The 19,747-nt window shown below is 71.5% G+C and carries 18 protein-coding genes; 13 read left to right on the top strand and 5 right to left on the bottom strand.

What is annotated here, in order from left to right; genetic code table 11:
- Nucleotides 1-23: 23 nt before the first annotated feature.
- Nucleotides 24-1,211 carry a polyamine ABC transporter substrate-binding protein gene (locus B7P34_RS15530; protein WP_189382806.1) on the top strand — a complete coding sequence of 396 codons (1,188 nt, stop codon included), beginning with the start codon at nt 24-26 and terminating at the stop codon, nt 1,209-1,211.
- A 58-nt stretch (nt 1,212-1,269) separates the two neighbouring features.
- On the opposite strand, the gene B7P34_RS15525 is transcribed toward B7P34_RS15530, so the two are convergent.
- Together B7P34_RS15525 and B7P34_RS15520 are read right to left on the bottom strand one after the other, a co-directional pair.
- The gene (locus B7P34_RS15525) at nt 1,270-1,983 is read right to left on the bottom strand and encodes a glycerophosphodiester phosphodiesterase (protein ID WP_106676901.1); all 714 of its coding nucleotides are present in this window, start codon (nt 1,981-1,983) and stop codon (nt 1,270-1,272) included.
- Nucleotides 1,984-2,019: 36 nt separating this feature from the next.
- The gene (locus B7P34_RS15520; RefSeq protein ID WP_106676935.1) at nt 2,020-3,042 is read right to left on the bottom strand and encodes an adenosine deaminase; all 1,023 of its coding nucleotides are present in this window, start codon (nt 3,040-3,042) and stop codon (nt 2,020-2,022) included.
- A gap of 395 nt (nt 3,043-3,437) precedes the next feature.
- Here B7P34_RS15520 and B7P34_RS15515 point away from each other — a divergent pair, with 395 nt between their 5' ends.
- Complete coding sequence (locus tag B7P34_RS15515; protein ID WP_106676899.1) at nt 3,438-4,001, top strand: DUF4190 domain-containing protein; 564 nt, start codon at nt 3,438-3,440, stop codon at nt 3,999-4,001.
- On the opposite strand, the gene B7P34_RS15510 is transcribed toward B7P34_RS15515, so the two are convergent.
- A complete protein-coding gene (locus tag B7P34_RS15510) occupies nt 3,953-4,561 on the bottom strand; it encodes an NADAR family protein (RefSeq protein ID WP_106676933.1) in 609 nt (202 codons plus the stop codon). The genes B7P34_RS15515 and B7P34_RS15510 overlap by 49 nt on opposite strands.
- A gap of 139 nt (nt 4,562-4,700) precedes the next feature.
- Between B7P34_RS15510 and B7P34_RS15505 the strand changes: the two genes are divergently transcribed.
- The 9 genes from B7P34_RS15505 to B7P34_RS15470 all read left to right on the top strand — a co-directional run bounded on the left by B7P34_RS15505 (nt 4,701) and on the right by B7P34_RS15470 (nt 13,011).
- Entirely contained in the window at nt 4,701-5,192 is a 492-nt protein-coding gene (locus B7P34_RS15505) for a DUF4190 domain-containing protein (RefSeq protein WP_106676897.1), read from the top strand.
- A gap of 148 nt (nt 5,193-5,340) precedes the next feature.
- On the top strand, nt 5,341-6,864 hold the full coding sequence (locus B7P34_RS15500) for a gamma-aminobutyraldehyde dehydrogenase (RefSeq protein WP_106676895.1): 1,524 nt from the start codon (nt 5,341-5,343) through the stop codon (nt 6,862-6,864).
- Between the two features lie 487 nt (nt 6,865-7,351).
- The gene (locus B7P34_RS15495; protein ID WP_106676893.1) at nt 7,352-7,657 is read left to right on the top strand and encodes a hypothetical protein; all 306 of its coding nucleotides are present in this window, start codon (nt 7,352-7,354) and stop codon (nt 7,655-7,657) included.
- Between the two features lie 20 nt (nt 7,658-7,677).
- Nucleotides 7,678-7,821: a hypothetical protein gene (locus B7P34_RS37485; RefSeq protein ID WP_189382804.1), complete on the top strand. Its 144-nt coding sequence runs from the start codon at nt 7,678-7,680 to the stop codon at nt 7,819-7,821.
- A 109-nt stretch (nt 7,822-7,930) separates the two neighbouring features.
- Nucleotides 7,931-9,094, top strand: a complete 1,164-nt coding sequence (locus B7P34_RS15490) for an ABC transporter ATP-binding protein (protein ID WP_106676891.1) — start codon at nt 7,931-7,933, stop codon at nt 9,092-9,094.
- Nucleotides 9,094-10,014: an ABC transporter permease gene (locus B7P34_RS15485; protein WP_106676889.1), complete on the top strand. Its 921-nt coding sequence runs from the start codon at nt 9,094-9,096 to the stop codon at nt 10,012-10,014. Before B7P34_RS15490 ends, B7P34_RS15485 begins: the two co-directional genes overlap by 1 nt.
- Entirely contained in the window at nt 10,014-10,844 is an 831-nt protein-coding gene (locus tag B7P34_RS15480; RefSeq protein ID WP_106676887.1) for an ABC transporter permease, read from the top strand. The genes B7P34_RS15485 and B7P34_RS15480 overlap by 1 nt, the downstream gene beginning before the upstream one ends.
- Before the next feature lie 4 nt (nt 10,845-10,848).
- On the top strand, nt 10,849-12,261 hold the full coding sequence (locus tag B7P34_RS15475) for an NAD(P)/FAD-dependent oxidoreductase (protein ID WP_223267882.1): 1,413 nt from the start codon (nt 10,849-10,851) through the stop codon (nt 12,259-12,261).
- 288 nt (nt 12,262-12,549) lie between these two features.
- Nucleotides 12,550-13,011: a hypothetical protein gene (locus B7P34_RS15470; RefSeq protein WP_106676883.1), complete on the top strand. Its 462-nt coding sequence runs from the start codon at nt 12,550-12,552 to the stop codon at nt 13,009-13,011.
- Here B7P34_RS15470 and B7P34_RS15465 read toward each other — a convergent pair.
- On the bottom strand, nt 12,938-13,753 hold the full coding sequence (locus B7P34_RS15465) for a phosphatase PAP2 family protein (protein ID WP_189382802.1): 816 nt from the start codon (nt 13,751-13,753) through the stop codon (nt 12,938-12,940). The genes B7P34_RS15470 and B7P34_RS15465 overlap by 74 nt on opposite strands.
- 333 nt (nt 13,754-14,086) lie before the next feature.
- Nucleotides 14,087-15,436 carry a 4-aminobutyrate--2-oxoglutarate transaminase gene (gene gabT, locus B7P34_RS15460; protein WP_106676879.1) on the bottom strand — a complete coding sequence of 450 codons (1,350 nt, stop codon included), beginning with the start codon at nt 15,434-15,436 and terminating at the stop codon, nt 14,087-14,089.
- A gap of 459 nt (nt 15,437-15,895) precedes the next feature.
- Here gabT and B7P34_RS15455 point away from each other — a divergent pair, with 459 nt between their 5' ends.
- Nucleotides 15,896-17,974 carry a hypothetical protein gene (locus tag B7P34_RS15455; RefSeq protein WP_223267881.1) on the top strand — a complete coding sequence of 693 codons (2,079 nt, stop codon included), beginning with the start codon at nt 15,896-15,898 and terminating at the stop codon, nt 17,972-17,974.
- 99 nt (nt 17,975-18,073) lie between these two features.
- The gene (locus B7P34_RS15450; protein WP_106676875.1) at nt 18,074-19,729 is read left to right on the top strand and encodes a PucR family transcriptional regulator; all 1,656 of its coding nucleotides are present in this window, start codon (nt 18,074-18,076) and stop codon (nt 19,727-19,729) included.
- Nucleotides 19,730-19,747: the final 18 nt, after the last annotated feature.

Below are 19,747 nucleotides of genomic sequence, written 5' to 3'. Positions count from 1 at the left end.
ATCCGACCCACCATGCTGCCGGAATGCGAGAGAAGCCAGTGAAGCCCCTGTCCCGCCGGACCCTGCTGCGCGCGCTGGGCGCCGGTGCCGGGGCCGTCGCACTCGCCGGCTGCGGCGTGCCCGCCGCCTACGTGGAGCCGGCCGACAGGGCCGCCGCGGACCGGTCCAGCAGCGACAAGCGCCTCACGTTCGCCAACTGGCCGCTCTACATCGACGTGGACGAGAAGGACCCGCAGAAGCGCCCCACGCTCGACGCCTTCGAGAAGCAGAGCGGCATATCGGTGAAGTACACCGAGGAGATCAACGACAACGACGAGTTCTTCGGCAAGGTCAGCCCCGCCCTGATGAACCACCAGGAGACCGGGAGGGACCTCATCGTCGTCAGCGACTGGATGGCGTCCCGCTACGTGCGCCTGGGCTGGGTCCAGGCGATGGACCGCTCCCGCCAGCCGAACGTCGACCGCCACCTCGACCCGCTGCTGCGCAAGCCCTCCTTCGACCCCGGCCGGCTGCACACCGTCCCTTGGCAGTCCGGCATCACGGGCATCGCGTACAACCGCAAGAAGCTCGGCCGGGAGATCCGCCACACCTCTGACCTGTGGAAGGACGACCTGCGCGGCCGTGTCACGCTGCTCGCCGGCCTGGACGAGGCGTACTCGCTGCTCATGCAGGGCAACGGCGCCGACGTCACCCGCTGGACCGCCGACGACTTCCACACCATGACCGACCAGCTGCGCGGCCTCGTGCGCAAGCGGCACATCCGCCGCTTCACGGGCAACGACTACATCAAGGACCTCTCGTCCGGCGACGTCCTGGCCTGTCAGGCGTACTCCGGCGATATCATCCAGCTCCAGGCCGACAACCCCGACATCGAGTTCGTCGTCCCGGAGGAGGGCGCCGAGCTGTGGGCGGAGAGCCTCATGGTGCCCAACCTCGCCCGCCACAAGCACAACGCCGAGGCGCTCGTCGACTACTACTACCGGCCGGAGGTCGCCGCACAGCTCGCCGCTGCGGTCAACTACGTCTGCCCCGTGCCGGCTGCGCGTGACGTCCTTGCCTCGTCCTCGGACAAGGAACAGGCGGAGCTTGCTGAGAACCCGCTCATCTTCCCCAGCGACGACATGCGCAAACGCCTGGCGACGGCGCGCGACATGACCGCGCGGGAGCGGCCGGGCTTCACCAAGGAGTGGAACGAGATCGTCGGGCTCTAGCCCGCCTCGTGCGGCAGCTCCCGCCGCCCGCCCCGTGTGCCGGGCCCCGCCGCACCGCTCAGCCCCGGAGCAGCGACCGCAGCGTGCCCACCCGGTTCGTGGTGATCGCGTCGACGCCCGACGCCAGCAACCGCCGCATCGTGAACCGGGTGTCCGCCGTCCATGCCGAGACCAGCAGCCCGTCCGAGTGGTTGCGGGCCACGAGCTCGGGGCTCACCAGACCGAAGCGGTAGTTCAGCCAGCGTGGCGCGACCGCGGTGAGCAGCGCACGGCGCGGCGGCATCAGCGTCGTCCACGTCAGAGCGGTCTCCGCGTCCGCGTCCGCGCGGCGCACCGCCAGCATCGACGCCGCTCCACCGCAGTAGTACACGCGCCCGGTGGCCCCGCTCTCATGCACTTCGGCGACCGCCGCCTCGGCAGCCGATGCGTCCGGCAGGTCGATGAAAAGCCGCGGCCCCGAGTACCCCGCGCCGAGGTGTAGGGCCTCACGCAGGGTGGGCACCCCGCCGCCGGTCAGCTCCCGCAGTTCGTCCGCCGAGAGCGAGTCCAGGACCCGCGTGAGGCCCCACAGGCGCTCCAGCGTCGCGTCGTGCAGCAGCACGGGCACGCCGTCGCGCGTGAGGCGGACATCGACCTCCACCGCCCCCGCGCCGGCCTCCAGCGCCGAACGGATCGAGGGGAGGGTGTTCTCCCGGAACCGGTACGGATCGCCGCGGTGGGCGACCGCGGTCGTGCTGCGGGCACCCACGGCGGGGGATTTCGGGCTGGACATGCTGCTCATTGTCGCTGCGGCGCGCGCCTGCGGGCGTCAGCCCCGCCAGGCGGCGGTGTACGCGTCGATCTCGGCCCGGAGCGCCGCCTTGCCCGCCGCGTCCATGAACGAGGCCTCCACGGCGTTCTTGGCAAGATCGGCGACGCCCGCCGCGTCGAGCTCCAGGAGGCGGGCGGCGACGCCGTACTCGCGGTTGAGGTCGGTGCCGAACATGGGCGGGTCGTCGCTGTTGACCGTCACCAGTACGCCCGCGGCCACCATCTCCTTGATGGGGTGCTGCTCCAGGTCGGTCACGGCGCGGGTGGCGAGGTTGGACGTCGGGCAGACCTCCAGCGGGATGCGGTGCTCGGCCAGGTGAGCCAGCAGGTCCGGATCCTGCGGGGCACTGGTGCCGTGACCGATACGCTCGGCGCGCAGGTCGACCAGGGCGTCCCAGATGGTCTGCGGGCCCGTCGTCTCACCGGCATGGGGCACGCTGTGCAGCCCCGCGGCGATGGCCCGGTCGAAGAACGGCTTGAACTGCGGCCTCGGCACCCCGATCTCCGGCCCGCCCAGCCCGAAGGAGACGAGCCCCTCGGGCTTCAGCTCACAAGCGATCCGCGCGGTCTCCTCCGCGGCCTCCAGCCCCGCCTCGCCCGGGATGTCGAAGCACCAGCGCAGCATGACCCCCAGCTCCGTCTCGGCCGCCTTGCGGGCGTCCTCGATTGCCTCCACGAAGGCCGCGTCGGGAATGCCGCGCCGGGTCGAGCTGTAGGGGGTGACGGTCAGTTCGGCGTAGCGGATGTTCTGCCGCGCCATGTCGCGCGCGACCTCGTACGTCAGCAGTCGCACGTCCTCCGCGTCGCGGATCAGGTCGACCACCGACAGGTAAACCTCGATGAAGTGGGCGAAGTCGCGGAAGGTGAAGAAGTCGGCCAGCGCCTCGGGGTCGGTCGGCACGGGCGAGTCCGGGTGGCGGGCGGCCAGTTCGGAGACGATGCGGGGAGACGCCGACCCGACGTGGTGCACATGGAGCTCCGCCTTCGGGAGCCCGGCGATGAACGAGTCGAGTACGGACATGCGTGCCTCCATGGCGCGGTCGGCTGGAGCCGGTCGACGGGTGCCGTTCATCGTATGCGGGACGTGCGCGACCGTTGTGCTCAGGCCTTAGCATGACGGAGTATCGACTGGGGAGGACTATGTCCGACAAGGCCACCGGGGCCGACGAGCAGCCGGAGCCGCGGGACGCCGATCCCTGGGCTCCGCCGCAGCGGCGGATACCCCTCGACAAGCCCGGTGCGCAGCCGGTACCCGGGCCGTATGCCGGTGACGTCCCGGCGCCTCATGCTGCCGGATCACTGCGGCCCCATGCAGTGCCCGCGCCTCATGCCGCCGCCCCGCCTCATGCGGCCCCGCCGGTGCCCCATGCGGCCCCGCTGCCACCCCCCGCTCCGGCCCCGGACACCGTCCCGCCCGTGCCTCTGGCGCCGACCGGCCCCGGCACCCCCAGCGCGTACCAGGGAAACCCGTACGACCAGACGCTCTACGGACCGCCCGGCCACCGCGCCGCAGCGCCCGGTCCTGTCGGCTACGGCATGCAGGCGCCGCCGTACGGTCAGAGTCCTTACGGCCCCGGTGTGTATCAGCCGGGCTCGTACGGCTATCCGGCCGCACCGTTCTACGTGCCGCCCGTGCCCAGCAACGGCATGGGGCTGGCGGCGCTCGTGCTCGGCATCGTCGGCACCGTGCTCGCCCCCACGGTCGTCCTGGGCGTGGTGCTCGGCGTCCTGGCGATCGTCTTCGGGGCGGTGGGGCGCGTCAAGGCGCGCAAGGGAGAAGCCACGAACCCCGGGCAGGCGCTCGCCGGCCTGGTGCTCGGGGGCGTGGGGCTGGTCGCCACCGCCCTGATGGTCATCGTGTACATCAACATCGATGTCGACGACAACGACGGTCCGGCACCCGAGGACGACCCCGGGGCGACCTACGGCGCCTACTTGTCGGCGCCGGTGCTGATAGTGGACCGCTCGGCCAGCAGCTGACGCGCCTCCATCAGCGCGAAGCCCAGGAGGTTGTCGCCCCGCCAGCGGGCCGGATCCCCGGCCCGCTCGTCGTCCGCGGCGAGCCCGATGCCCCAGACCCGGTCGAGCGGGCTGGCCTCCACCAGAACCCGGCGCCCGGTGCCCAGCAGGTAGGCGCTCAGCGCGGCGTCCTGCGCGAACTTGTGCACGCTGCCCTCCACCACCAGCCCGAAGCGGTGGCGCCGCCACGTCTCCTCGTCGAAGCCGCGCACCTTACGCCCCGCATCCTTCGCCTGCTTCGGGTGCGAGGCCGCAATCGCTTCGGCTTCCGCCTCCGCGTCACCGAAGAGCCGCGCCTTCCCGGCCATCATCCAGTGTTCGGCGGTCGCGTAGACGGTGCCGTCCACCGTGAACGGCGAAGGCCACCACTGGCTGAAGCAGCTCGCCCCTATGCGCCCGTCACGCTGCGGCTGATGACCCCAGAAACAGACGTACTTGAAGCGCTCCCCACGGGAGGCAGCCGCCGTCAGCTCAGCCACCGAACGCGGACCGTCCGCCTGCCGCCCCGTATGCCGCTCCATGCACTCGTGTTCCTGCTGGTCCCCGTTGATCTTCATGCCCGCCATTCTGCAACCTCCGCGGGCACCTGAACTCGGCTGACCGTGCCCGACCGTTCCCCATAGCATTGCCGGACGCAGTTCAACGGAGGGGACATTTTTCATGTCTGACTACAACCAGAATCCTTACGGGGCTCCCCAGCAGCCCCCGGTGCCGCCCCAGCAGCCCGGCTACGGCTACCCGAACCAGCCGGTGCAGAGCAGCTACCCCGGCCAGAGCAGCTATCCCGCACAGGCACCGAGCGCTTACCCGGCGCAGAGCGGCTACCCCTCCGCACCGCCCGTCCAGGGCTACCCCGCGGGCGGCTACGCGGGCCCCGTGCAGCCCAGCAACGGCATGGGCACCGCCGGCCTCGTCTGCGGCATCATCGGCGCGGTGTGCAGCCTCCTGGTCTTCCTCTGGTTCTTCGGGCTGATCCTGGGCGTCCTCGGCATCATCTTCGGCGCCGTCGGCCGCTCCAAGGTCACGAAGGGCGAGGCGACCAACCGGAGCGCCGCGACCACCGGCATCGTCCTCGGCATCGTGGCCCTGGTGCTCCCGGTGCTGTGGTTCGCCTTCTTCGCGAGTCTGCTCGGCCTCGGCGCCGGAATGTAGTCGGACCTCAAGCCCTGCACCGATTCCGTCGCGGGAGCTCGTAACTGCGACGGAATCCCTTGTTGGTTGTCCTCTCCTCTGCCAAGATCGGCCCCGATGCCCCTGTGTCGTGCAGCGTGCAGGGACGCAGCCGGCGGAGGAGTGTGCGATGGGTGCGGCGGAGCAGCGGTTCGATGCGGCAGGGCGGTTCGCCGGCGGTGCGCAGTACATCGGGGGGCGGCTGCGCCCGGGCACCTCGGGCCGGACGCACGCGGTCGTGGACCCCGCCACGGGCGAAGAGGTGCTCCGGTACGAGCTGGCCGGCCCGCAGGACGTGGACGCCGCCGTCGCGGCCGCCGAAGCCGCCTTCCCTGCATGGGGCGGGGCGACACCCGGAGAGCGCTCCGACGCCCTGCACCGCTTCTCGGACGCCCTCGCCGGCCGGGCGGAGGAGCTCGCCCATGCCGAGTCCGCGCAGTGCGGCAAGCCGATCTGCCTCACCACCGAGTTCGACGTGCCGGGGACGGTGGACAACACCGCCTTCTTCGCGGGTGCGGCGCGCCACCTGGAGGGCCGTTCCGCCGGCGAATACAGCAGCGACCACACTTCCTACGTACGCCGCGAGCCCATCGGCGTCGTGGGCTCCGTCGCACCATGGAACTACCCCCTGCAGATGGCCGCCTGGAAGGTCCTCCCCGCCGTCGCCGCAGGCAACACCGTCGTGCTCAAGCCCGCCGAGCTGACGCCCTTGACGTCGTTGATGTTCGCCGAGGCGGCCACCGAGGCCGGTATCCCCGACGGCGTCGTGAACGTCGTCAGCGGAGCCGGCGCGGACGCGGGGGAGCGCCTCGTGGGCCATCCAGCCGTCGCCATGACGTCGTTCACCGGCTCCACGGCGGTCGGCCGGCGGGTCGCTGAGATCGCGACCAGGACGGTCAAGCGGCTCCACCTCGAACTCGGCGGCAAGGCCCCATTCGTCGTCTTCGACGACGCAAACCTTGAAGCCGCGGTGCACGGGGCGGTCGCCGGAGCCCTCATCAACAGCGGCCAGGACTGCACCGCGGCCACCCGTGCCTATGTCCAGCGCCCCCTGTACGAGGCGTTCGTCTCAGGGGTCGCCGACCTGATGGCGTCCGTCCGGCTCGGCGACCCCTTCGACCCCGCCACGGACCTCGGTCCCCTCGTCTCGCACGCCCAGCGCGACCGCGTCGCGGGATTCGTCGAGAGAGCGCGCACGTATGCCTCTGTGGTCACCGGCGGCGCCGCGCCCGCGGGAGAACTGGCCAAGGGCGCGTACTACCTCCCCACGCTCATCACGGGCGCTTCCCAGGGCAGCGAGATCGTGCAGGACGAGGTGTTCGGCCCCGTGCTCGTCGTGCTGCCCTTCGACAGCGACGACGAGGGCATCGCCCTCGCCAACGACACGCCGTACGGGCTGGCAGCGTCCGCATGGAGCCGCGACGTCTACCGCACGGGGCGGGCCGCCCGGGAGCTCAAGGCGGGCTGCGTATGGGTCAACGACCACATCCCGATCGTCAGCGAGATGCCCCACGGCGGGTACCGGGCGTCGGGCTACGGAAAGGACATGTCCGCCTATTCATTCGATGAATACACCCAGATCAAACACGTCATGTCCGACAACACTGCCATCGCCCGAAAGCCATGGCACCGGACCGTGTTCTCACTGGGCTGACGTCCCGGTGCTTGTCCCCGTCGGCAGAATTCCATCTGGCTGAGTCCCGGTCGGCCGAATTCCGGCCGGTCTGTCCGGGCCCGGACAGCGGACACCGGATTCCGGCCGGACGAAAGCAGGCCGGCCTGCTGTCCTCGTGGACCTTCCGTAATAGATCCCGGCCCAGTGTGCGCGGCTGCCGGTGTCCCTCCTCGGTCGCGGCCCTTATGGGCAAGGCAGAGTCGAGCGCCGCGCCAGTCGTCACTGTTTCCCGTTAACCCGGAATTCCCTGCCGCGGGACGCTGGTGCGCTTGTTGCTGCCCGCTCGCTTTCTCGTGTGCGGCTCCCGGCGGAGTCGCCGAATCGGCATGGCGTGATCGCGTGGTCATCGCGAACCCCGGAAATGCTGCGTAATTAAAAGGAAACAGCGGAATCCCTTGTTCGGTGGCTTTCGGTCTGCCAGGATCCTCGTTCAAAGTCCGTCGCAGCCACGGAAAGGGCACCCTGCATGGAGCGCTACCAGCAACGCACCGTGGTGAACCGCCGTTTCCTCCGCAACGACGACACGGGCGGCCTCGGCAAGGGCGACACCGCCGCCTGCTTCGCCCGGGTGGGAGATCTCGTCCGGCTCCAAGCCGACAACGCCGGCATCCAGTACGCGATGCCGGACGCGAGCCCCACATTTTCCAGCGACAATCTTCTGGTCCCCCGCAACGCCTGCCACCAGAGGAACGCCGAGCGCCTCATCGACCACTACCACCAGCCGAAGGTCGCCGCACGGCTCGCCGCCGCCATCAGCTACGCCGGCCCGTAGCCGGGCCGCGGGACGAGCTCGTGAAGACCGACAAGGAGCCGGCCGGCAACAGCCCCGTCGTCCCCAGCGGGGCGATGACGGCGAGTGCCCATGCCTTCCGCTCCCTGACCACTGCCGAGGACGGGGCGTTCGAGGCCGCATTCTCCGAGCTCACCGGCGTCTGAACGCCGAAACGGGCCACCGGCGCGGCGCCCGGCCCCGGACATATGAGAACGTACGCGGCTGTACGTGCCGTACGCGCTCACGCCCTCGAGACCCCTGGACCGAAGAACCATGACAGCAACCGCCCCGACCGACAGCAGCAGCGGCACGGACGTCCGCCTCACCGCCATCAGCAAGAGCTACGGCGCCTTCACCGCCGTCCACCCGCTCGACCTGTCCGTCCCCGCAGGCTCCTTCTTCGCCCTGCTCGGAGCCTCGGGCTGCGGCAAGACCACCACTCTGCGCATGATCGCCGGCCTGGAGCAGCCCACCGCCGGCACCGTGGAACTCGCGGGCAAGGACGTCACCGCCCTCCCCCCGCACAAGCGCCCCGTCAACACCGTCTTCCAGAGCTACGCGCTCTTCCCGCACCTCGACATCTACGAGAACGTCGCCTTCGGCCTGCGCCGCCGCGGCATCAAGTCCGTCAAGAAGCAGGTCGGCGACATGCTCGACCTCGTCCAGCTCGGCGACTTCGCCCGCCGCAAGCCCCACCAGCTCTCCGGCGGCCAGCAGCAGCGCGTCGCCGTCGCCCGCGCCCTGATCAACCACCCCCAGGTGCTCCTCCTCGACGAGCCCCTCGGCGCCCTCGACCTCAAGCTGCGCCGCCAGATGCAGCTCGAGCTCAAGCGCATCCAGACCGAGGTCGGCATCACCTTCATCCACGTCACCCACGACCAGGAGGAGGCCATGACGATGGCCGACACGGTCGCGGTCATGAACGCCGGGCGGGTCGAACAGCTCGGCGCCCCCGCCGAGCTCTACGAGACCCCCCGCACCACCTTCGTCGCCAACTTCCTCGGCACCTCGAACCTCATCACCGCCGACGTCCTCGACTCCTCCGGCGAGACCCTCGTCCTGCGCGCCGCGGATACCAAACTCGCCCTGCCCCGTGCGCGATGTACCACCGTCCCCCGTGCGGGCGGGAAGCTCCTCGTCGGGATACGGCCGGAGAAGATCACCCTCACGCACGCCGACGACGCCGGCACCATCCCCGAGGGGCGCAACCGCGTCCACGGCCGCATCACCGCCTCCAGCTTCATCGGCGTCTCCACCCAGTACCTCGTCGACAGCCCGGTGGCCACGGGGCTCTCCGTCTACGAGCAGAACATCGAGCGCGACAGCCGCCTCATGCCGGGCGCCGACGTCGTCCTGCACTGGAACCCCGGACACAGCTTCGGCCTGGACGCCGCGCAGAGCATCGAGGCCGGCACGGACGCGGGGGAGGGCACCTGATGGCACTCGTCACTGACAAGCCCCCCGCGCCCCGTGCAACCTCCCGCACGGCCGCACGAGGCGGGAAGCCCACCCCGTACTGGCTCCTGCTCCCCGGCATCCTCTGGCTGCTCGTCTTCTTCGCCGCCCCGCTCGTCTACCAGGCGTCCACCTCCGTACAGACCGGCTCCCTCGAAGAGGGCTTCCAGGTCACCTGGCACTTCGCCACGTACTGGGACGCGCTGACCGAGTACTACCCCCAGTTCCTGCGCTCCGTGGCCTACGCCGCGACCGCCACCGCGCTCTGCCTCGCGCTGGGCTACCCGCTGGCCTACCTCATCGCCTTCAAGGCCGGCCGCTGGCGCAACGTCCTGATGATCCTCGTCATCGCGCCGTTCTTCACCAGCTTCCTGATCCGCACCCTCGCCTGGAAGACGATCCTCTCCGACGGCGGCCCGGTCGTCTCCGCGCTCGCGAGCCTGCACGTCCTCGACGTCACCAACGCCCTCGGCGTCACCGAAGGGCACCGCGTCCTCGCCACGCCCCTCGCCGTCGTCTGCGGCCTGACCTACAACTTCCTGCCCTTCATGATCCTGCCGCTGTACACCTCGCTGGAGCGCATCGACGCACGGCTGCACGAGGCGGCCGGCGACCTCTACGCGCGTCCGCTGACGACCTTCCGCAAGGTGACCTTCCCGCTGTCCATGCCCGGAGTCGTCGCCGGCACGCTGCTCACCTTCATCCCCGCCACGGGCGACTACATCAACGCCGAGCTGCTCGGCTCCACCGACCAGAAGATGATCGGCAACGTCATCCAGTCCCAGTTCCTGCGCGTCCTGGACTACCCGACCGCCGCCGCCCTGTCCTTCATCCTCATGGCCGCCATCCTCGCCATGGTCACCGTCTACATCCGCAAGTCCGGGACGGAGGACCTGGTCTGATGACAGCTACGCCCGCCCGCCCGGCCCTCCTCTCCAGCCGCCCCGTGCGGTGGCTCCGCCGCAACCTCGTCGTGCTCGCGGGGCTGGCCACACTGGCCTACCTCGTGCTGCCCAACGTGGTCGTCACCGTCTTCTCGTTCAACAAGCCCAACGGCCGCTTCAACTACGAGTGGCAGCGCTTCTCCACCGACGCCTGGACCGACCCGTGCGGCGTCGCCGACCTGTGCGGCTCCCTCTCGCTCAGCCTGCAGATCGCCGTCTGGGCGACTGTGGGCGCCACCGTCCTGGGCACGGCGCTCGCCTTCGCGCTCGCCCGCTACCGCTTCCGCGCCCGGTCCTCCGTCAGCACCCTGATCTTCCTGCCGATGGCCATGCCCGAGGTCGTGATGGCCGCCTCGCTGGCCACCCTCTTCCTCAACATGGGCGTCACCTTCGGCTTCTGGACGATCCTGATCGCCCACATCACCTTCTGCCTGAGCTTCGTGGTGACGGCTGTCAAGGCCCGGGTGATGTCCATGGACCCCCGGCTCGAACAGGCCGCCCAGGACCTCTACGCCACCCCGCTGCAGACCTTCCTGAGAGTCACCCTCCCGATCGCGGCCCCGGGCATCGTGGCGGGCGCCCTGCTCTCCTTCGCCCTGTCCTTCGACGACTTCATCATCACCAACTTCAACGCCGGCTCGACTGTGACCTTCCCCATGTTCGTCTGGGGATCCGCACAACGGGGCACACCCGTTCAAATCAATGTCATCGGAACGGCGATGTTCGCCATCGCCGTGCTGTGCGTCCTTGCTGGTCAGCTGATCGGCGGGCGCCGAAAAAGGAGCTGAGAACATGGCCGCTCGTGCCATGAACCCTGTCCAAGCACTCTCCGACGCCGCTCACCGGCCCTACTGGCTCGACGACCCCTCCCGGCCGGAGGCGTTCCCCGCGCTCGTCGGCGACGAACACTGCGACCTGCTCGTCGTCGGCGGCGGATACTCCGGACTGTGGACCGCGCTCCGCGCCAAGGAGCGCGATCCCGGCCGGGACGTCGTCCTCATCGAGGCCCAGGAGACCGGCTGGGCGGCCTCAGGCCGCAACGGCGGCTTCTGCTCCGCCTCCCTGACCCACGGCTGGGCCAACGGCGCCTCACGCTGGCCTGACGAGCTCGCCACCCTCCACGAGCTCGGCCTCAAGAACCTCGACGACATCGAGGCCACCCTCGCCCGTTACGGCATCGACTGCGACTTCGAACGCACCGGTGAGATCGACATCGCCACCGCCCCGCACCAGGTGCACGAGCTCCAGGAGGCCGCCGAGGAACTCGAGGCCCTCGGCATCACGGGCTACGAGTACCTCGACCGGGACGCCCTGCGTGCCGAGGTCCACTCCCCGACCTTCCTGGCCGGGCTCTGGGACCGTGACGGGGTCGCGATGCTGCACCCCGCCCGGCTCGCATGGGGCCTCAAACGAGCCTGCACGGAGCTCGGGGTGCGCATCTACGAGCACACGCCCGGCACCGAGCTGTCCTCCCGCACCGCCGGTCTCGCCGTCCGCACCCCGTACGGGCGCGTCTTCGCCCGCCACGCCGCCCTGGGCACCAACGCCTTCCCCTCACTGGTCAAGCGCGTCCGCCCCTACATCGCGCCCGTATATGACTACGCCCTGATGACGGAGCCGCTGAACGCCGAGCAGCTCGCGGCCGTCGGGTGGAAGGGCCGGCAGGGGCTCGGGGACGCTGCCAACCACTTCCACTACTTCCGCATCACGCCCGACCACCGCATCCTGTGGGGCGGCTACGACATCGTGTACCACTACGGCGGCGGCGTCCGGTCGGAGTACGACCACCACCCGGCCACGTACCAGAAGCTCGCCGAGCACTTCTTCCGCTGCTTCCCGCAGCTCGAGGACGTGCGCTTCACCCACAGCTGGGGCGGTGCCATCGACACCTGCTCGCGCTTCTCGGCCTTCTTCGGCACGGCCCACGGGGGCAAGGTCGCCTATGCCCTCGGCTACACGGGGCTGGGCGTCGGCGCCACCCGCTTCGGTGCCGACGTCATGCTCGACCTGCTCTCGGGGGAGCGCACGGAGCGCACCGAGCTGGAGATGGTGCGCAGCAAGCCGCTCCCGTTCCCGCCCGAACCGGTGCGCTCCATGGGCATCGGCATCACCCAGTGGTCGATGACGAAGGCCGACGAGAACGGCGGTCGCCGCAACCTCTGGCTCAAGGCGATGGACAAGGTCGGCCTGGGCTTCGACAGCTGAGGTAGGCCGGGGCGGCCCGGCGGGGCATGGGGCGGGTTCGTACGCAGGCGCCGGCACGCCGGCCTCATGCGGCGGGGCAGCCGGCCTCATGCGGTGCCCCGTGCCGCGGCCCCATGCACGCCCCGCCCGGCGCCCTGTGTACGACTGCCAGGCGCACCGGGGCACGCCGTCTTGCGGACAGTGAACCCTTCACCTCTGCCCGGCCCGGAAACCCGCGTAATGATCCGCACTCCGGGGCCTCTCCATCCGTGAACGCAGAACGAGCGGACACGGAACGGAGGCACTGCCATGAGTGACGACGCGGGGAGGCCGAGCGCGGTGGAGTGGCTGGCGACGGCGGCACCCGATCCGGGGACCTGCCGGTGGGAGTGGGAGCGCAACCCCCTCGGGGTGACGCTGCTGCCCGCCGGCAGGCTCTGGGACGTCCTCATCCTCCCCAGCGAACTGGGGCGCCCCACGCTGGAGATCCTGTCCCGCTGCACGCGGCAGGTGGGCCCTGTCCTGGCGGACTTCGGAGGCTGCCGCATGGGCTTCTTCGTGCCGCCGGGCACCGCTGCCGGGTGGATTGCCACGGGGGTGCGCGCCGTCGGGACCGGCAGCTGGGTCGTCGTGCCTCACCCGGTGCGTGCCGCCTCAGGCGTCCGGTGGGTCGTCCCGCCCGACGGTACGGGCACGCTCACTGATCCTGTGCTGCTGGAGCTGTCGATGCACGAGGCGGCCGTGACCCTCGCCCGGGAACGGGACGCGTGAGGACCTGTGCCAGCCCCCACAGCAGTACGCCGGACAGGCACCAGGCGCCCACCACGTCGAGCGGCCAGTGGTAGCCGCACCGCACCAGGCCGGCTGCCACGCCCACGTTCAGGACGACGTAGGCAACCGCTGCCCACGCGCGCGTGCGCGCGTGGCGGTTGCCGGACTTCAGGCGGGAGGAGTGCGCATGAGGCGGGGTGCTGCCGAGACAAGAGTCGGCATGAGGCGCGCTACGGGCACACGCCGCATGAGGCGGCGGGGAGGCGGAGGCATGAGGCCGCGCCCGTGACGTGGCGGCGAGAGGCTGCATGAGCAGCAGGAGGGCAGCCCCGTACGCGACGGCGGCAGTGGCCGTGTGGCCTGAAGGGAAGAAGCCGTCGTGCATGCCGGACGCCGCCATGGCTGGTGGCCCCGTGCGGCCTATCGATGCCTTCACAGGCACGATCACGGCCGGAACAGCCGCCATGGTGAGGGCCGACCACACAGGCGGCAGCCACAGCCTGGTCAGCTTTTGCCGGCGGCGCAGCACCACAGAAACGGCCATGGCGGCGATCAGGACGGGCACCGCGACCGACGCGTTGCCGAGATCGGCGAGGAACTGCGCGGCACCGCCCGGGGCGGACGAAGCCGAGACCGTACGGCCGAGGTCCTCGTCGAGTGCCCGCAAAGGGCCCCGGGCCGCAACCTGCCAGGTGATCAGGGCGAAGAGCAGTACGCACAGCGTCGGGAAGATGCCGCGCATGAGGCGGCGGCGCAATGCCGGCGGCCCCGGAACAGGGGGGGAGGTTCCGAGGCCGCCGTGAGGACCGGGGTGCCGCGCGCCCCGGGGGGTATGGGGCGGGCGGCCATCCGATCGGTGAGGATGTCCGGAGCGCAGGGCTCCAGTGGTGTGCGCGAAGGCACGGCCGGGTCGGCACTGGGGACGTACCGGCTCGGCTCCGTCCGCAGTCCCCTGCGGACGAGGTGTTTCTCTCATCTGCAGAAACCGTACGGCAGGCCGGGCGGCCCGGACAGCCGGATCACCCGTCCACCACCCGCTCCGCACAGGTTCTTCACCCTCGTCCCCCTGCCGTGGCTACAGGCGGGCGAAGGCGGCCTCGATGATGTCCAGGCCCTCGTTGAGCAGGTCCTCGCCGATGACCAGAGGCGGCAGGAAGCGCAGCACGTTGCCGTAGGTGCCGCACGTGAGGACGATCAGGCCCTCCGCGTGGCAGGCCTTGGCGAGGGCGCCGGCGGCCTCCGGGTTGACGTCCTTGGTGCCCGACTTCACCAGCTCGATCGCGATCATCGCGCCGCGGCCGCGGATGTCGCCGATGATGTCGAACTTCTCCTGCATGGCGGAGAGGCGGCCCTTCATGACCTCCTCGATGCGCTTGGCCTTCGCGTTGAGGTCCAGCTCGCGCATGGTCTCGATCGAGCCGAGCGCCGCCGCGCAGGCCACCGGGTTGCCGCCGTAGGTGCCGCCCAGGCCGCCCGCGTGCGCCGCGTCCATGATCTCCGCGCGGCCGGTCACGGCGGCGAGCGGCAGACCGCCCGCGATGCCCTTGGCCGTGGTGATCAGGTCGGGGACGATGCCCTCGTCCTCGCACGCGAACCACTGCCCCGTGCGGCAGAAACCGGACTGGATCTCGTCCGCGACGAAGACGATGCCGTTGTCCTTCGCGAACTGCGCGATGCGCGGCAGGAAGCCCTTGGCGGGCTCGATGAAGCCGCCCTCGCCCAGCACCGGCTCGATGATGATCGCGGCGATGTTGTCGGCGCCGACCTGCTTGGTCATGGCGTCGATGGCCTGGGCCGCGGCCTCCTCGGCGCAGTTCTCCGGGCCGGTGGGCCAGCGGTAGCCGTACGCCACCGGCACACGGTAGACCTCGGGGGCGAACGGGCCGAAGCCGTGCTTGTACGGCATGTTCTTGGCGGTGAGCGCCATCGTCAGGTTCGTACGGCCGTGGTAGCCGTGGTCGAAGACGACGACGGCCTGGCGCTTGGTGTACGCGCGGGCGATCTTCACCGCGTTCTCGACGGCCTCGGCGCCCGAGTTGAACAGCGCGGACTTCTTGGCGTGGTCACCCGGCGTCAGCTCGGCGAGCTGCTCGCAGACCTCCACGTAGCCCTCGTAGGGCGTCACCATGAAACAGGTGTGGGTGAAGTCGGCGAGCTGCGCGGACGCACGGCGCACCACGGCCTCGGCGGAGCTGCCGACCGAGGTCACGGCGATGCCGGAGCCGAAGTCGATCAGGGAGTTGCCGTCCACGTCCTCGAGCACGCCGCCGCCGGCGCGCTTGGTGAACACCGGCAGCGTCACGCCGACGCCGCCCGCGACAGCGGCGTTCTTCCGGGCCAGCAGCTCCTGCGACTTCGGGCCGGGGATCGCGGTGACGATGCGGCGCTCCTGGGGGAGGGCCGGGCCTCCGGTCAGTTCGGTCATGAGGGGCTCCAGGGGGGAGAGAACGGGCTTCAGACGGGCTTTTAGTCGCAGGCTAGGTGCGGTGGCGGGGGTCGGGCATGCTCCGTTCGGGAGAAGTGGGCGCGTCGCGTTGTCCGTACCGGACATGGCGGGATGCGTCAGGCCCGACCGCGCGTGTCCCGGTGATCACGAGGATGACATGGCCCGGGGCGCTGAACTCGCCACGGCGGGCCACTAGATTGAGCTGCGGCGCGCACTCACACGACAAGCAGGAAGCCGGCCGGCGGGGGGCGAGGGGCAGCGATGGAGCACGAGGGCACGTACGACGCACCGGGTGCACGAGGCGGCCCGCCCGGGGCGGCGGAGGCGCCTGCCCAGGCAGCCGGAGCCCCGCCCCGGCCGCACCGGCACGCCGGCGTGCCGGTGCCGCCGCCCATGCCTCATGCCGCACCCCCCATGCCGCACGGGGCACCTCCCCCCGTGCCCGTGGAGGCCCCGCCCCGGCCCCGTACCGTGCCGCAGCAGCCCGGGAGAGCGCCCGGGGCGGCCTCGCACGACCGGTCCCCGTTCCTCACCTGGCTCCGCGCGTCCCGCGTCGCCGCCGGGCCCGGCATCTGGGCGTACGGCTACCGCCCCAAGCCGCCCGAGGAGCCGGACCGCCTCCCAGGGCGGCAGCTCCTCAGCGGGGCGGTCATCGCCGTCCTGTGCGGCTGGCTGCTGGGTTCGCTGCTCTGGAACGGCTACCTCGGCTCGTACTGGCTCTGGCCGCTCACCGTCCTGACGCCCGACTCCTGGCACCGGGGCATGGCGGCGGTGTGGACTGTCTACATCTACTACGCCATCTGCCTCGGCGCGCTCATCTACGTCTTCGGCCGCCTGGGGCGCTGGCCCCAGGTCTGGCGGCGGTACGTCGCCCCGCTGCTCGCGCGGCTGTGGGACGACGGCGGCGTCATCCCCGCCGCCGTGGGAGGCGGCCCCCGCCAGGACCCCGCCGACTGGCCTCAGCTCCGCGCCGCGGGCGCGCACGAGGCCGCCGACCGGCTCGCCGCGGAGGCCCGCGCCGGGCTGATGAACGACGTCGACCACTCCCGCATCGAACGCGCCTGGCAGTCCGTACGCGTGCAGCCCGGACGGCTCGCCTCCTTCACCGAAACCGTTCTGCGGCACGGAGCGGCCGCCTGCGCCCACCCCTCCGGTGCGCGCGACCTGCCCGTCCGCGCCGCCCGCCACGACCTCGTCACCCGGCAGGTGCGCATCGGCGCCGCCGTGGACGACGAACGCAATCCCTACGTGCACCGCGGCGCCGGATACGCCCTCGACCCCAGCCTGCTCGGCACGTCCCTGCTCGCCGTCGGCCCGCCCGGCAGTGGCAAGACCGACCGTCTGGTCCGCCCCGTGCTGGAGTCGCAGTGCCTGCAAGCCCTCGCCGGACGGACGGCCGTCGTCGCGGTCGGCGCGGCGGGAGCGGGGCTGGCGCCCGACGAGGCGTTCGACGTCGTGGTGCGGATCGGCCGGCAGGACTCCGCGTACGACCTCGACCTGTACGGCGGCACCGACGACCCCGACGAGGCCGCCGCCGTCCTCGCCGAAGGGCTCGTGGGTGACCTCACCGCCACGCTGCCGGGCGAGGGCGGGCGCCGGGCCGCAACAGTGCTGGCCCAGATCCTCGGCCCCTACCGCGCCGCCCACGGCCGATTCCCGTCCGTCCCCGAACTGAGGGAGCTCCTGGACGGCTCACCGGCCGCGGTGGGTGCCCTGCGAGCCTCCCTCGTGGAGGCGGGGCACGAGGCCCTCGTCCGGGAGATCGACGCGCGGGAACGCCAGGCGCACCGTCCCGGCGACGCCGGCCCCATGCTCGCCGACCGCCTCGCGCTCCTCGACCGCCCCGCCTTCGCCCGCTTCTTCGACACCACCGACGCCTCCCGCACCTTCTCCCTGCGCGCCCTGGAACACCCCCTGCGCGTCCGGATCGACCTGCCCGAACGAGGGCACGCCGAGGCGTCGCGGATGCTGGCCCGGCTCGTCCTCGCGCAGTTCACGGAGTGCGCGGTCGCCCGGGGGGACCGCTCCCTCTTCGCCTGCCTCGTACTCGACGACGCCACCCACGCCGCCACTCCCGAGGCGGTACGGGGCCTGGGGCGGCTCCGTTCCGCGAACGCCGGGGTACTGCTCACCCTCCGCACGCTCGACGACGTACCCGAGTCCCTGCGCAGTGCGCTGCTGGGCGCTGTCGGCTGCCGCATGGCCTTCTCCGGGGTGACGACGTGGGACGGGGCGCGCTTCGCGGAGGTGTGGGGCAAGGAGTGGGTGGAGACCCGTGACGTCACCGACCGTCAGGTCATCGCCCACGAGCCGCTGACCCGTGTCACCCATGTGGTGCGCAGGCTGGTCACGGGGCGGGCGGTCACGGCCCAGTCCGTGACGGTCCGCAAGGTGGAGCGGGAGCGCTGGTCGGCCTCCGAACTGGCGCACGGTGTGCCCGCGGGACACGCCGTGCTGTCCGTGACCTCCGTACGGGGAAGCAGCGCGCCTCCGGTACTGATCGATCTGCAGCGGTGAAGCGGTCCTGTTCCCCGCGATTGCTCCACTGAGGCAGAATCGGTCCCAGTAGTTCATACGCGGCGGCACTGTTGTCGCGACACCCCCTCCGAAGGTGCCATGCCCCCCACGCTCGCTTCACTCGTCCACCACTCCGCGCTGAAACTCACCGTGCTCGCGGGGGAGGGCCGGCTGGACAGGCCGGTCCGCTGGGCGCACGTCAGCGAGCTGGCCGACCCGGTTCCGTGGATGGACGGCGGCGAGCTGCTCCTGATCACCGCGTTGAAGATCGACGCGGAGGATCCGGAGGCCATGCAGCGGTACGTCCGCCGCCTCGTGCGGGCCGGCGTCGTGGGTCTGGGCTTCGCGGTCGGCGTCAACTACGAGACGGTGCCCCGTGCCCTGGTCGACGCCGCCGCTGCGGAGGGCCTGCCGCTGCTGGAGGTGCCTCGGCGCACTCCCTTCATCGCCATCACCAAGGCCGTGTCCGCGGCCATCGCGGCCGACCAGTACCGGGCGGTGACCGCCGGTTTCGAGGCCCAGCGCGAGCTCACCCGGGCCGCCCTCGGGCCGGACGGCCCGGCCGCCCTCGTCGCCAGGCTGGCCGCGCACCTCGACGGCTGGGCAGCGCTGTACGACGCCTCGGGCGGGCTCGTCGCAGCGGCGCCCGATTGGGCCGTGCGCCGTGCCGCGCGCCTCGGAGCGGACGTGGAACGGCTGCGGGAGCGCCCCGCGCCCGCGACCGCCGTCCTGGGCACGGACCCCGCCGAGGAGGGAGCCGACCGGGTCGAACTGCAGTCCCTCGGCTCCGGGCGGCGCGCACGCGGAGTCCTCGCCGTCGGGACGGGCGCGCCCCTGGGCACCGCCGAACGCTACGCCGTGCATTCCGCCATCGCCCTGCTCACCCTCACCACCGAGCGCTCCCGGGCTCTGCAGGAGGCGGAGCAGCGGCTGGGAGCGGCGCTGCTGCGCATGCTGCTGGCCGGCGAACCCGATCACGCACGGGCCGTGGCCGGCGATCTGTACGGCAGCCTTCTGGACGCGCCGTTCCGAGTGATCGTCGCCGAGGCGGTGGAGACGGCGGCCGACGTTGACGCCGCGGCACCCGAGGAGGAGACCGAAGCCTCTGTGGACCCGCTCGCGGTCCTCGCGGACACGCTGGAGACGGCGGCGGGCCGGGTGGCGGAGCCGCTGCTGGTCGTCCCGGACGGCGGGCGGCTCGTCGTCCTCGCCCCCGACGGCGGAGCGGTGGCGGATGCATGCGGGGAGCACGCGCGCGCCATAGAGACCCGGCGCGGGACGAAGACCCGCCCGCGGGACCGCAGCACCGCGGCACCCGCCTGCGACCTCGTCATCGGCCTCTCCGCTCCCGCGGGGCCCATCGCCTCGGCGGCGGCCTTCCGCCAGGCGGAGCAGGCCCTGTCCGTCGCGCGCCGCCGCGGCAGGGTCCTCGTCGAGCACGAGGAGGTCGCCGCCGGCTCCGTCCTGCCGCTCCTTGCGGACGACGCCGTACGGGCCTTTGCGGACGGCATGCTGCGGGCCCTGTACGAACACGACGCCACGGGCCGCGGCGACCTCGTGGCCTCCCTGCGGGCCTGGCTCTCCCGCCATGGTCAGTGGGACGCGGCCGCGGCGGACCTCGGCGTCCACCGTCACACCCTCCGCTACCGCATGCGCAGGGTGGAAGAGATCCTGGGCCGCTCACTCGACGACCCGGACGTCCGCATGGAGCTGTGGCTGGCCTTGAAGGCGACGACGGCCTCAGGTCAGGAGTGACGACGGCCTCAGGTCAGG

Source organism: Streptosporangium nondiastaticum, assembly GCF_003011965.1.
Taxonomy (GTDB): domain Bacteria; phylum Actinomycetota; class Actinomycetes; order Streptomycetales; family Streptomycetaceae; genus Streptomyces; species Streptomyces nondiastaticus.
This window is presented reverse-complemented; position numbering and strand designations above follow the sequence as displayed.